Raw genomic sequence first — 13617 nt, 5'->3', positions numbered from 1 at the left:
ACAACATTGCAATTGCTGCTACAGCATGCTTCTGAGATACAATGCAATTGCTTCTACAGTGTGTTTATTGTCCTTCTGAGCCTGCCACGACCTCAAGAATCTGCGTCGTGATCGAGGCCTGACGTGCTTTGTTATAGGTCAGGGTCAGATCTTGCAGCAGATCATTGGCGCTATCGGTGGCGTTCTTCATGGCGACCATCTGTGCAGAATAAAAGCTCGCAACGGTTTCCAGTAGCGCCTGATATACCTGTACATCGACGTAACGCGGGAGCAGGGCATGGAAGATCTCTTGCGGATTTGGTTCGTAGATATACTCGACCGCTTCCTGCTGATCTTCCTGATCGGATGGCGGCTCCACCGGGAGAAGCTGGGTCACAATTGGTGTCTGCGTTACAGTGTTGACGAATTTAGGATACACCAGATAGACCACATCAACATCTTCTTTCAGGAATGCATCCATCGCTACCTGCGCAATGGCGCTGGCATCGTTCATCGATGGGCGATCACCGAAGTTGGTGAACTCCGCAATCAGTTGTTGCTGAGAGCGGATGACAAAGTCGCGACCTTTGCGGCCCACCGCGATATAGTGCATGCCCGGACGTTGTCCACCTTCCGCCAGTTCGTTGCTTCGCTCTAACGCGCTGGACGCCGCTTTACGATTGATATTGCTGGGCAGCGCACCACTCAGACCACGATCTGGCGTTACCAGTAAGTATCCAACGTTACGTACTGGTCGTCGCCGCAACAACTCGGCCTCATCACCAACGTCCTCACTCGCAACCCGAGCGAGGCGGGAGACGAGTCCGCGAAGCTGATCAGAGTAGGGACGGGATTCTTGCACCCGCTCCTGTGCTCTGCGCATCTTGCTGCTCGCCACCATTTGCATCGCTCTGGTGATTTGAGCCATGTTTTTGATTGATCTCATGCGCCGCCGAATTTCACGGGTTGATGGCATAGTGTTGCCTCCTAGCGCATTTAAGATTTAGCTGCGGCTGCTACTGCTGATGTCTCGCGTGGTGCTGCCGTCTTTTTGTACTCATCAATTGCATTGCCAAGCTTCTTGAGCAGCTCAGGGCTCATCTTATTCTTCGCGTTGACCGATTTCTCGATGATCTCCTGGCCGATCTCCGAATAGTTGGCATCCATATAACGATAGAAACCGCTCTCCCAATCGGTGACAAGCGCCTGCGGCACATCATCCAGATAGCCATTAGTGGCTGCGTAGATGATCATGACCTGCTTCTCAACTGGGATCGGGCTATACTGCGGCTGCTTCAGAATCTCGTTCAAGCGCAGACCACGATCAATGGTGCTCTTGGTGGCTTTATCCAGGTCGGACGCGAACTGTGCAAAAGCCTGAAGATCGCGGAACTGAGACAGGTCCAGTTTCAAGCGGCTCGCCACCTGTTTCATTGCGGCGGTCTGTGCGGTACTACCTACGCGCGAGACCGAAGCACCAACGTTCAGTGCGGGGCGCTGACCAGAGTTGAAGAGGTCAGTTTCCAGGAAGATCTGTCCATCGGTGATCGAAATGACGTTCGTAGGAATGTAGGCCGAGATGTCGTTTGCCTTCGTCTCAATGATTGGCAGTGCTGTGAGAGAACCACCACCGTAATCTTTGCTCAAGCGTGCGGCGCGTTCCAGCAGGCGGGAGTGCAGGTAGAACACGTCGCCAGGATAGGCCTCGCGTCCCGGAGGACGACGGATGATCAGCGACATGTTGCGATATGCTTCCGCGTGCTTGGTCAGATCGTCGTAAATGATCAGGGCATCGCGACCGGACTCCATGAACTCCTCGCCCATCGCACAACCGGCGTAGGGAGCAAGATATTTCAGAGGAGCGGGTTCAGAGGCACCAGCAACCACGATCGTTGTATATTCCATCGCGCCGTACTGCTCCAGGATGGACTGTGTACGTGCGACCGATGAGTTCTTCTGACCAATGGCGACGTAGATACAGAGGAGATTTTTCCCCTTCTGGTTGATGATCGTATCAATTGCGATGGCGGTCTTACCAGTCTGGCGGTCGCCAATGATCAGTTCGCGCTGACCGCGACCAATGGGGATAATGGCGTCAATTGCTTTGATACCTGTCTGCACGGGAGTATTGACGCCTTGACGCGTAATCACACCGGGAGCCACACGTTCGACCGGGCGATACTTGTCGGTGACAATAGGACCGCGATCGTCGAGTGGCTGTCCCAGCGGGTTGACCACGCGCCCGAGCAGTGCATCACCAACCGGCACTTGAATGATACGACCGGTCGTGCGCACTTCGTCATCTTCACGGATCTGTGTATACTCACCCAGGATCGGGCAACTGACCGTCTCTTCTTCGAGGTTGAAGGCCAGGCCATACAGTCCTGTGCGGGGGAATTCTACCAACTCAAGATATTTCACATCCTGCAAGCCATAGACGCGAGCGATACCGTCCTGCACCGCAATCACGGTGCCGACACTGGCGGTCGATGTACCGGCGTCAAAGCCTGCGATGTTTTTCTCTATGATGGCACTGATTTCGTCAGCCCAAGATGCCATCGTGTTCCTCCTGGTTGTTCCTATTTATAATAAGCCTGATTTATTATGCGTTTTTGGTTGTTTACGTACTACTACCCTGCGTACTTTTGACTTTGCTTACATTGATCGTAGGAGTGTGTTTACACCTGAGCTTGCGTCGGTTGCGTCACATCACTCGCGGCAGTGTAGCCGTTGTTACTTAACGCGTCCAACTCTTCAGAAAAAAAATCTGTTGTTGCGCTGGAAACTTTCGTCAGCAGGTTTTGTTGCAATGCGGCCAATCGGTAACGAACGCTACTATCAATTACCTGATCGCCGACACGGGCCACGATCCCACCTAGAATGCTGGGATCAACCCTGGTCTGCATCACAATATTTTTGCCAGTGCTACGTTCCAACGCCTTCTTTACAAGGGCTTGCTGCTTCTCGTCCAGGGGCGCGGCGGTAATGACTTCCGCTACCGCCTGGTTGCGATAGTCCAGAACCAGATTTTCGAGTTCGGTCGCAATGTTCTGCATGTAATCAACCAGTTCGCGCTGGACGATTAACAGTGCCAGGTTGAGCGACGTAGGCAGCACCCTCGACGCCAATGCCTGACGTATGGCTGTCTCTTTGCGCTTGACCGAAATTTTGGGTTCGCGTAAGAGATAAGCAAGCTTGCGATGGGCAAAGAGTGCTGCAATCTCTTTCACGTCTTCGAGCGTGCGATCAAGCGTACTCTGCTTGCGTGCCAACTCAAAGATTGCTTCGGCGTAGCGACGAGCTATCGCTCCCTTTAACATTAGTTGTTCCTCGATTTGTCAGATGCAGCTACAAACTCTTCAACCAGGCGGCGGTTGTCGCGGTTGTCCACCGACTTACTGATAACTTTGCCTGCTGCTCCAATGGAGATATTGACAATCTCACGGCTCAATTCTGTACGAGCGCGGTTGGCCTCCTGATGGATACGAGCAATGTGCTGCTGTGTGATTTGCTCTGCGCGCGCGTTGGCCTCTTCGATGATACGGTTGGCCTCTTGCTGCGCATTTTTGGCGGCACGCTCAATGGTTTCCTGAGACTGGCGGCGTGCCTCGGCAAGAATTTCTTCTGCTCGTGCGTTGGCGTCAGCGAGATCACGCTTTGCCTGTTCTGCGTTCTCAATGCCCTCTCGAATAATGGCTTGTCGCTTGTCAAGTATACCGGTGATAGCGGGAAAGCCCCATTTCCAGAGAAGCACGAAGACGACACCAAAGCTGATAAGTTGGGCGATAAAGAAGCCCGCGTTGATACCAAGTCCTCCGAGCGCACCGCCACCTTCTGCCCCTACCTCAGCAAGAATGAGCGTTAATGCTGCTACTTGCATGGTTCGCCTCCTTCTGGCAATCTACTTCATACTTACTCGGTACGTTTTGTGCTTTGTAGTGAGCACGTTTTGTGCCTGGCACTTGCGTACTTTTGCTCCCTTTTCTACACATATGGAGACCCAGCATATTGCAGCATGTGTCTCCTCTATGTGTAGTACAAAAGGAACGTATAAGTATTTAGGGAATGAATTTGATCAGCAGGGCGACCAGCAAGGCATAGATAGCAATGGCTTCGGCGAAGGCCAGACCTAGAATCAGGTTCGTCTGGATGGTTGGAGCAGCTTCTGGGTTACGACCAATGGCGCTAAATGCCTGACCTGCTGCAATACCAATACCAATACCAGGGCCAATGGCTCCAAGACCAATTGCAAGTGCAATAGCTAGCTGTGTCATGACGATAATCCTCCTTTAAGGACAATGCCTGTATATTTTAGTTCATTATGATATTTATGCAATCGCAGGAATAAAATCTGCGAGTGGCAAACACCTTTGATAAATGAATGTACATTGAAATGGCAGTACATTAATGTGGCTACCTGCTGAGCTAATTAGTGAGCGGCAGCCTGATGCGCACCGCTGGCCTCTTCTTCCTGTCCATGTCCCTCTTCGTGGTCCCCATGACCAGTGACTGCAAGCTGCAAGTAGATCAGCGTAAGGAGAGAAAAGACAAATGCCTGTACGCCTGCTACGAACAACTCAAAGGGGATAAAGACGATATTGGCAACGGCAGGCAGCAGGAAGGCGAAGATTGCCAGCACAACGCTACCGGCGAAGATGTTACCAAAGAGACGGAAAGCCAGAGAAATCACGCGGCTAATCTCTTGAATGATCTCCAACAGGCCGACGAAAAACTCGATAGCCCCCTCAAAGCTGAATTTGAATAACGAGCGTAGATTTACGTATTTACCCACGTGACCCCGAAAGCCCAGAGTAAAGAAACCGTAAAACTGCGCTGTGATGACCGCAACCAGCGCCATCGCAATAGTCAAGTTCAGGTCAGTGGTGGGGGGGCGAACCCAACTCACAAGCGCGTTGGACGCATCTCCCCAGAGAAGGATTCCCGGCTGCGCCCCTGCTGGCAACTTGTCGGGTTCGATGCTACCGATCGAATCGACGCCAGGGATAACATCGAGCAAGTTGGAAACCAGAATAAAAAAGAAGAAAGAGGCAACCAGAGGGAAAAACTTTTTCCCATTTTCTTTTCCCGACACACTCTGTACCAGCCCACGCAGCAACTCCACGATCCATTCCATGAAGTTTTGCCAACCTCGGGGGATCATATCCTTGCGGCGAGTCGCAAAAAAGAATGCCAGGAATAAGACAATAAGTGTGATCCAGGTACAAAAAAGCGTATTGGTGACGTGAAAATCAGTACCTGGAATCGTGAAAATTACCTCTGGTGTCAGTTGTATATTGGGAAGTTTCCAGAGATTCACGTAGTCCTCCAAAAAATGCAGGGGTCATTCTGCCTGCTGGCCTCATTGTCAGTAGGGCATGGCGTCTCCGTTTATCCCGGTCGGAGGATCTAGAGTACTCCTGAACCTTTCAGTAAACGGTATGCTCCGTAGATACCTGAGATCAGGCCAAGCAGCAGCCCGAGCAATATGAATAATGGTGCGGTGTGAAACCGACCATCAAGATAATTGCCTAAAATAGCAAGTAGAATAGTGGGGGTTGCGATACTGAAGCCAAGCTGTCCAACTAGCGCCAGCGGCCCCCAAACCGAGGGAGGTGGCTTCTGCTTCATCCTGATAGTCCCATCTATTTTCTCTTCTTATTATACCGTTAGGATTATAGCACAGGGGGCAAAATCAATGCAACAATTGATACATTTTTTTTGTATCTCCTGCTAATATTGCTCACCCATAAGTAAAAGGAGCCGTCTCAGTTAAGCTATTTCTGCTTTAGAGATGGCTCTTTATCTGCTTCACTGACTATTAGATGTGGACCTGTACTGTTTCTTCCAGTGCAGGCGTTACAGACGCCTCGCTCTGTTCTTTCCCACTTTGTACTTTCATTGCGCTTGATATCGTCATGCCCAACGCGCTCAAACTGCCCATACCGGAGAGGCACATCAGGACAGCCGCCCAGGGATGTGAGAAGATGAACATGGCGGCTACTCCATGCGAGTCGAGGTGTAACAGACCATAGAAGACCAGCAGGCCGATCGCCTCGTTACTGCCCACCTGTCCCGGCGGCGTGGGCAGGATGTAGAACATGTTGTAAACGGTATAGCCGAAGATTGCTGTGCCGAAGGAGATATGTACCCCGACTGTCCAGAATGCGAGCATCGCAAAGAGGCCATCAAGCAGTACAGCAAAGAGTGTCAGGAGGATTGCTGGAATAAAGATGCCTGGTTGACTTGCTCCTGCCAGCAGCGCATCGACAAAGCCGGTGGCAAACCCGGCAATCTTGTTGCCAATCCCCTTTGGCAGAATGGCGGTCATCTTTTGCAGGAGTGCGATGGCCGCCGTGCGTTTCCAGGCCGCCAGCGCCACAAAGAAGATCAGCCCGATCAGCAGACCGCCAACCATGCCCAGCACCAGCCAGAGCTTGATATCCATCGTCACGCCTAAAAAGGGCACGATAGCCATGATAAAGAGCGCTGGCATCAGGTCCAGAGCCTTATCCATTGCTACCGTTGGCAGCGATTGGTTGATAGGAATGTTGGCGATTCGCTTGAGCATGAGGCTTTTCGCGACCTCGCCACCTCTAATTGGCAAGAGAAAGTTGAGAAAGATGCCGACCAGAAAGAGTTGAATCGCCTTGATCGTGTTGATGTGGCCAATCGGGTTGAGAAACAACTTCCAACGCACGCCACGAATGCAATAAGCCAGCAAGAATGCTACGCCCGAAAGCAGTGCGCAGACAATGCCGAATGGGGTGCTGAGATTTTTCTTGAGTATCTGGATAGTGGAAGGGATATCAACGATCCTGGTGACGAGAAACAGCAAGAGCGCGCCTGCGAGCAGGCCAAGCGCAACTTTAAAGGCTGGCTTGTTGATAAGCGCTTTCCAGGCTGACTCTTCTTTCTGTTTGGTTGGTTTGACTGCCGGGAGCCGGGGTTGGGTGCGCCCGAAGGGTTCTTTGCCATAGAGGTTGACGACCGGGAGCAGCCCAGTTTGTTTGATGCCGTCTGGCCACCATTCGTCTTCAACCTCTAGCTCTTCTTGCTCATCTTCCAATGGCTCCAGCGGCTTCGTAGGCCGAATTGTTCGCATCATGCCGCTGAGGTCCATCAGGCGTTTAGTGCTCTTGCGGCCTATATCAAGCGAATTGGCTGGGATGTCTTCGTCGTCGAAAAAATCGTTGTTGTAAGGGGGCTTTGTGGGCATCAAATGATCCTGTAGCGTGTGGGACTGCCTGGTTGACGAAGGGAGTTGTTCCTTCGGGGCATTCCTCACGATAGGCGGAATATCCTGCTGCTCTGACGACACAGGGTATGTAGGTGACTTCCGCGTTCTTTTCGGTACAACAGTGGGTTGCTCGGCAACATCTTCGTCGCTTTCTTCTTCCTCATGCCAATCAGAGAAAAAATCGCGGGCCGGGTGAACAGGTTGCTGTGCTACCTGCTCCTCACCCTCGCCCGCACTTCGATCATCGTGTTGCATGCAAACCTCACGTCACTGAAAGTATATAGGAGTCCCTAATATGTACATGTGAGTGTAGCGATAAATTGCACGCTCAAGGTTGCAGATGAACCTACAAATACCCGTATTTCCGATACCACTCAGCCGTTAGAGCCATGCCCTCTGTCAGTCCCACCTTTGGAGTGTAGCCCAGCTCGTGGCGCGCGCGCTCAATGCTATATACCCGGCTGTTGGTCAAAAATTTCACGCGGCTCCTCGTCAGTGGCGCTTTCTCGCCTCCAAAGCCAGGAACAACGGAGAAGACATCCGAAGCGGTATTGGCAAGCCAGAGCGGAAGATCGCCTGGCGGAAGATGCCGCCCCAGCGCATGAGCGATGGCTGTAGATAGTTCGCGGAACGTCACCGGCAGGTCTCCGGCGATATTGTAGCTACGCCCGATAGCCTCCGGTCGCTCTGCTGCCAGGATGAACGAATCGGTCATGTCATCGATGTAGACTGGATGTATCATGGCTTTGCCGCCGTCGATCAGGCAGGGGAGCCCCTTCTGGATTGAGGTGAAAAATCCCAACAAATGCAGGTCGCCCGGACCATAGACCAGTCCTGGACGGATGACCGACACAGGCAGGCCGAAGTCTTTATATGCCTTCAGCGCCACCAGTTCGCCTTCCAGTTTAGTTGCCTCGTAGGGATTGGTTGGTCCAAGTGGTGCATCTTCGTCGGCGGGCGTGGTGCCGGTCTCGCCAAAGATGCCGGTAGTGCTACAATGGACGAAGCGCTGAAGCTGGGCCTGATCTTTGCAGGCTTCAACAATGATACGAGTGCCGATAACATGGGTCTCGTGATAGAGTTCGGTTGGCACGCTGGGATGATAGAGGCGACCGACAAGATGATAGATGACCGTCGCGCCATCAACTGCCTGCCGAACTTTCTCTTTTTCAGTAATTTCGCCGCGAATGAGCGTGATTGTCCCGCCAATGGCATCGCCGAATTGTTCTCGCGCCTTCTTCTCGTCGCGCGCCAGGATGCGAACCTCATGGCCCTGCTGCACCAGCGCACGTGTCAACGCGGCCCCTAAAAAAACCTGTTGCGCCTGTAACTAGAATGGTCATTACCGTGCTCCCGAATATCCTTTGACGTTGATAGCTTTTTCTGGACATGCTTCATAGCAGAGCAAACAGCGCTCGCATGTTTTCGGATTGATCTTCAATGTCGTGAGATCGATCACGTTAGGCAGAGGGCACGCATCGACGCAGACGCCGCAGCGCGTGCATTTCTCCTCCTGAATCTGTGGCCGTGTGCCAACAATGCCTGTCTTGTAGAACTCGGTGACAAAATGGGTGCCACGTTTGGCGATCAGCGAGAAGGGATAATCGATGGGGAACATGGCCCAGAATGCGAAGCGATAGAGCGATTTATCGGGCGGCAGGCGGAATTGTTTGATCACGCCGCCGTCTTCTTCGCCGACAATCTGGAACCAGGGCATGCCCCATTGTTCGAGCGCCAGCTTAAGATGAGGGATTTTGCGCGGCTCGACGCCGACGATCTGACAGCAGGCCACATCGACCGCGAGGGCATCGCGACCCGCCAGCAGCACTTGCAGATCGGCCTTATCGCCATAGACCGGTCCTTCGCCGTCCTGCCCGACACTGCCGTCCACAATATTCAGGTCCGGCTTAATGCCCAGATTCATATCAACGATGGACTGATCGATGCCGAATGCGTGCATATGGCGACGATCCGGGCGTGGGAGAATGCCCATTGAATTCTTCATGCACATGGTCATGGTCGAAACGACATGCGTTTTGAGGACGGGGATATTGATCAGGCGTGCCTCTTTGAGGATGCGCGGAATATGGAAACGCTTCAGCTTCTTCGCTCCCGATGGCCGCAACTCCATCCAATCCGCCTCGCCACCTTCGGGATCGACGCGCAGGATGCGAATATTGTTTTCCTGGCAGAACTTATCGATGCCGAGGATGGTATAAGTTGCATCGCGGTCAAATTCGGTTCCAGGAGTCTCGCATAGCACCGGCTCGGCTCCGCAGGCGCGTACCTCTTCCGCAACTGCTTTCATCAGGTCAAAGTTGGTTGTAGAACCGCTAGCGGCGTTGCGTCCGGCTACCAGATTAGGTTTTAAAATAGCTATTTTTGCTCCCTGTATGACCGATTCCATCCCTCCCACTTGCTCAATAACGCGATGTGTAGCCTCTGCGACCCCATCGAATGTGCGCGTAATAGCGACTGTATCAGTTGTTGGCCGTGTTACTAACATTGTTTTGTTTTTCCTTATAAATTGGGATATAGAGTAAATATATGAGGAGACCTGAAAAGTGCCTAGAGGGAACTTACCACACGGCGAATGCCTCAGTCCCCTCCATATATGTTAACTGAAAATCGTGCGTCTATCCAGAGGAATAGGACTTCCAGTATTTGTTGTACTCCCAATAGTACTAGCAAAAGTACTACTGCCAGTGTTAGAATCATTACCGGAATGATCCGGCACTGTTCTCGCTTGCGGCAACCCTGTTGTATGGATCACCTGGAAGATGTCGATCTGGAATTTCTCGTTGTGATCGTTTACCTGGAAGGTTGCTACCCGCTGCGAATAGAAGAAGGCTTTCATCAGCAGTTTGGCAGTGGTGCCAGCGTCGAGACCTCCTCCGTAAAGCTGATCGATTTTGTCCTTCCACTTGGCGATCTTATCGGGATCGTTCGGGTCAACGCCCTGCGGCTTGCCCTGCGAATCGCCGGTAATATAGGTCAGCATTTCAGAATCGGCGATGAAGTAGTCGATGCGATCCGGGTTGTTACTGAGTACCCCGTTATACACTGTCGCGTCATCATCGATGTTCACATAGACGAGTGTGTTGGGGAAGCCCGATTCGTTGCCGACGCCCAGGCCGCCCGGATGCTTCAGATCCATCTCTGCCCAGCTATTGGTCACGACCACTGCGTTGCGCGGCACATGAGAGCGTACCCAGGTCATAGCCTGTACCTGAATAGAGGCAGGTGCAAGCGTGTAGGCATATCCACCCTGCAAGATATAGTATGGAATGAGCAACAGCGTGAGGAACACCAGCAGGACGGAGCGCATCAAATCAAAGTAGAAGAGCCGGGCAATTGCTCGCAGGATGGCATCGAGGGCCACAGCCAGGTTGATTGCGATAAACGGAATGAGTGGTATGATGTAGAACGAAAGCACAACACCGCCGCGCAGCAGGAGCAACCAGAAGCTCGCCGCCAGCAACGCCAGGAACAACTGTTTACGGTTCCATATGCCCATAAACAGGTTCAAGAAAGGCGCAGCGACACCAGCAAGCATTAAAAGGAAGTCGCCCGACATCCATGCGCCCCACATGGTGAGGACACTGCCTTCAGAGGAGCCGCGTTTAGCCTGTGCTGTGAATGTGCCGATCATGCTCAAGTGAGCAATATGATCCCAGGGCAGCCAGCCAGGGGGGAATAGCTCTCCTTTCAGAACGGCCATCAGCACAAACGCGGAGCAGACCGAGAAGACGGTATAGATGTAGGCCACCATTGAGAATTTGCGCTGGAATTTGGTGGTGTAGATCCATACACCATAGATCATTGCCGGAATAAACAGCACAAAGACCTCTTTGGAGAGAAAGGATATGCCCAGCGCGACCGCCGACATCACCAGAAAGCGCAGACGGCTCTCGCCAATCACCAGGAAGTAGAGCGAGAGCAGGAGCCAGAAGGTGGCGATATTATCGAGAAAGACCTGGCGCTGGAACGTGATGCTGAGCGGCGAGAGCGAAAAGGCGATCATTGCCAGCAGCGCAGCTGCGCGGCTCTCGCTCATTTTGCGCACAATCAAATAGACCAGTACGCTACAGCCCACCGCGTAGAAGAGCATGATGACGCGCCCGGTATTGACCGCCGTTCCGAAAGTGAAGAAGCCACCAACCAGCGGCAAGCCAGCGGCGATCTGCATCCATGCCAGGGGAGGATGTCCGTAACCATAGGCGTAGGGCGTAATCATGCCGTTCCAGATCGCCCACGCGCTGGACATATAGGTTCCTTCGTCCAGTTCGTAGCGTGGATAGTTAAACATGTTGTACGCGTGCGCTACAAACGATGCGACGATGCCCAGGAGCACGATCACAACTTCCAGCCCGCGTGGAACTGGCAGTTTGAAGTTGCGTCTTTCCTTCACATCTTCTGACAGGTCCACCTTTGGCATCATGCGCGTCTCGCTGCTTGCCACGCGGTCGCCCTGTGCTGGCATGACTTTTGGCAGCATTTTTGTATGTCCGGTTGGACGGCGCAGCGAGGCCAACGGCTGACCGGGACGGTAGGCTGAGCGCAGATAGAAGTTTGGCGTACTATAGATGATCGCCTGCCCATCCTCAAATCCCAGCGGTTGGGCCGATTGTTGCGGAGAAATAACCCCCGCCATGTTCATTGGTGCATTGGGGATGGGGGCAGGAGGTGGTCCCCAGTTTGGATTGCCGCCCGGCCCTCCCATCGGTGGCGCAGCCGGTCCCCGCTGTTGGTTCCAGCCAGGATTGCCGCCGGGTGGCATGGGAGCAGGAGGCGATCCCCAGGGCTGATTGCCTTGTGGTGGTCCCTGTTGAATGCCTGGTCCCCCGGGCGGCATTGGTGGCGGCCCACCTGGATTATTGAACGGTACGTTTGGTTGTGGTGGCGGTCCAGGGTTCGGACCTCGACTGAGTAGTCCACCCTGTCTACCAGGGACAGGTGCTCCATTTCCCCCTTGCATTGCCTGTGGTGGCATACCCGGACCTGCTGGCCCCGGCATCCCTGTATAGTTTTGTAGCAACCCCTGCTTGTTGGGCTGGGGTTGCTGTCCTGGTTGACCTGGCGTTGGATTCTGTAAAGATGTCATACGCGTTCTACTCTATCTTTAGGCTTTCTGGAGGTGCTGTCCAATATGGGCAGTCTTCTCCCAGTTCGTCGTTCCTTTGAGATGGCGATAGACGGCACGTAATGCGCCGATTCCCAGTAAAACCTGATATGGGAAGAAGGAGAGCAGCAGGGCGCAAGCTTCTATCCAACTCCATTTGAGTCTATGCACCTTCACAAATTCGTGCAAGCCTGCTAGCTGAATGAAGAGCGCCAGGATGAAAATGTACATAGGTAAGAAGGTTAACATTGCCATCCACAATGGGAACTTCGCAACAAACATCATGATGATTGAGATCGGCATCATACAGGCAAAAAATGCCTGAATCTCCGATGAGACAAGCACATAGAAGGCAAGCACCTGTTTGGAGAATGATTCCAGCTTGAGCCATTCTCTGGCAAGTAGAATCTGGATAAAACCTTGATTCCAACGTGTGCGTTGCTTGATAAACTGCTCAATCGTGTTTGGTGTCTCTTCGCGTGTCACAAACTCATCGTCATAGATGATGCGGATACGAGAATGGGAGAGGCTCAGACGGATACCCAGGTCGGCATCTTCGGTCAGCGTCGTCTCATCCCAGCCGCCAAGCTGCTCCATCAACTCGCGACGGATGAAGACGGTATTGCCTCCAAGCGGGGTCATGCCGGTACGCGCAAAGAAATGCAGCGACGACTTGAACCAGAAGAAGTATTCCAGGACGTTGAGGTAGCAGAACCATTTGGTGTTATGGTTCATCAACTGCACACCACCCTGGACCACGTCCACGTCTTCGTTGAGCATGGTTGTATTGATAATATTTAAAATGTCGGGATGCGGCTCGTCCTCGGCGTCGAAGATCGTCACGATGTCGCCTCGCGCGATATGCAGCGCATGGTTCAGGCCGCGCGGCTTGCTGGTTGGCTTATTAGTGTAGATGAGCAACTGGATGTTGGGATCGCCCAACTGGTCCATCTTTTTGCGAGCTTCCGCAATGGTGCCTTTGTCGTCCTCGCTACAGATCGGCACAATCTGCATCAGTTCTTTTGGGTAGTTGAGATCGTAGACTTTCTGGATGGTGTTCTGATAGACATCCTCTTCATGACGTGCTGGCAGCATGATCGTGAACGAGAGACAGGGATCGCGATACACCGTAGGAGCCTTGTTCAACCAGGCAAAATCCGGTTCCTCCCAGATAAAAAGTTGCAAGCGTATATTAAAAAGTGCCTGAACTGTCATCCCCAGCGTGATAATCAGGTAGACAATTTGACCAATGTTTTGCAGTATAGTAGACACGATGTTT

11 protein-coding genes and 1 pseudogene are annotated in these 13617 nt (G+C 52.7%); all 12 read right to left on the bottom strand.

From position 1 onward, the window contains the following. Positions 1–64 precede the first annotated feature (64 nt). The 12 genes and pseudogenes from atpG to K3T83_RS12320 all read right to left on the bottom strand — a co-directional run bounded on the left by atpG (position 65) and on the right by K3T83_RS12320 (position 13610). Positions 65–955 (bottom strand): ATP synthase F1 subunit gamma, encoded by an 891-nt coding sequence (gene atpG, locus K3T83_RS12375; RefSeq protein ID WP_220203274.1) that lies wholly within the window; start codon positions 953–955, stop codon positions 65–67. 20 nt (positions 956–975) lie between these two features. Further along, a complete protein-coding gene (gene atpA / locus K3T83_RS12370) occupies positions 976–2538 on the bottom strand; it encodes a F0F1 ATP synthase subunit alpha (protein ID WP_220203273.1) in 1563 nt (520 codons plus the stop codon). A gap of 119 nt (positions 2539–2657) precedes the next feature. Next, a complete protein-coding gene (atpH, locus tag K3T83_RS12365; protein ID WP_220203272.1) occupies positions 2658–3299 on the bottom strand; it encodes an ATP synthase F1 subunit delta in 642 nt (213 codons plus the stop codon). Then, on the bottom strand, positions 3299–3859 hold the full coding sequence (atpF, locus tag K3T83_RS12360; protein WP_220203271.1) for a F0F1 ATP synthase subunit B: 561 nt from the start codon (positions 3857–3859) through the stop codon (positions 3299–3301). The genes atpH and atpF overlap by 1 nt, the downstream gene beginning before the upstream one ends. Positions 3860–4037: 178 nt before the next feature. Continuing rightward, positions 4038–4253: an ATP synthase F0 subunit C gene (atpE, locus tag K3T83_RS12355; RefSeq protein WP_220203270.1), complete on the bottom strand. Its 216-nt coding sequence runs from the start codon at positions 4251–4253 to the stop codon at positions 4038–4040. Positions 4254–4408: 155 nt separating this feature from the next. After that, positions 4409–5296: a F0F1 ATP synthase subunit A gene (gene atpB, locus K3T83_RS12350; RefSeq protein WP_220203269.1), complete on the bottom strand. Its 888-nt coding sequence runs from the start codon at positions 5294–5296 to the stop codon at positions 4409–4411. Between the two features lie 89 nt (positions 5297–5385). Next, positions 5386–5607 (bottom strand): AtpZ/AtpI family protein, encoded by a 222-nt coding sequence (locus tag K3T83_RS12345; protein ID WP_220203268.1) that lies wholly within the window; start codon positions 5605–5607, stop codon positions 5386–5388. Positions 5608–5797: 190 nt separating this feature from the next. After that, the gene (locus K3T83_RS12340) at positions 5798–7471 is read right to left on the bottom strand and encodes a lysylphosphatidylglycerol synthase transmembrane domain-containing protein (protein ID WP_220203267.1); all 1674 of its coding nucleotides are present in this window, start codon (positions 7469–7471) and stop codon (positions 5798–5800) included. Between the two features lie 91 nt (positions 7472–7562). Continuing rightward, positions 7563–8516 (bottom strand): annotated as a pseudogene (locus K3T83_RS12335) (NAD-dependent epimerase/dehydratase family protein); the annotation flags it as partial. A 42-nt stretch (positions 8517–8558) separates the two neighbouring features. Continuing rightward, positions 8559–9722, bottom strand: a complete 1164-nt coding sequence (locus K3T83_RS12330; RefSeq protein ID WP_220203265.1) for a DUF362 domain-containing protein — start codon at positions 9720–9722, stop codon at positions 8559–8561. Between the two features lie 111 nt (positions 9723–9833). Next, positions 9834–12320: an ArnT family glycosyltransferase gene (locus K3T83_RS12325; RefSeq protein WP_220203264.1), complete on the bottom strand. Its 2487-nt coding sequence runs from the start codon at positions 12318–12320 to the stop codon at positions 9834–9836. Between the two features lie 18 nt (positions 12321–12338). Further along, positions 12339–13610, bottom strand: coding sequence for a glycosyltransferase (locus K3T83_RS12320; protein ID WP_236064881.1), 1272 nt, complete (start codon positions 13608–13610; stop codon positions 12339–12341). Between the last annotated feature and the right edge of the window lie 7 nt (positions 13611–13617).

Source organism: Reticulibacter mediterranei, from assembly GCF_016587455.1.
This window is presented reverse-complemented; position numbering and strand designations above follow the sequence as displayed.

Coding starts and splice junctions, on each gene's coding strand:
- atpG (WP_220203274.1), bottom strand. CDS start 955: ATGCCATCAACCCGTGAAATTCGGCGGCGCATGAGATCAATCAAAAAC.
- atpE (WP_220203270.1), bottom strand. CDS start 4,253: ATGACACAGCTAGCTATTGCACTTGCAATTGGTCTTGGAGCCATTGGC.
- K3T83_RS12325 (WP_220203264.1), bottom strand. CDS start 12,320: ATGACATCTTTACAGAATCCAACGCCAGGTCAACCAGGACAGCAACCC.
- atpF (WP_220203271.1), bottom strand. CDS start 3,859: ATGCAAGTAGCAGCATTAACGCTCATTCTTGCTGAGGTAGGGGCAGAA.
- K3T83_RS12340 (WP_220203267.1), bottom strand. CDS start 7,471: ATGCAACACGATGATCGAAGTGCGGGCGAGGGTGAGGAGCAGGTAGCA.
- atpA (WP_220203273.1), bottom strand. CDS start 2,538: ATGGCATCTTGGGCTGACGAAATCAGTGCCATCATAGAGAAAAACATC.
- K3T83_RS12330 (WP_220203265.1), bottom strand. CDS start 9,722: ATGTTAGTAACACGGCCAACAACTGATACAGTCGCTATTACGCGCACA.
- atpH (WP_220203272.1), bottom strand. CDS start 3,299: ATGTTAAAGGGAGCGATAGCTCGTCGCTACGCCGAAGCAATCTTTGAG.
- K3T83_RS12345 (WP_220203268.1), bottom strand. CDS start 5,607: ATGAAGCAGAAGCCACCTCCCTCGGTTTGGGGGCCGCTGGCGCTAGTT.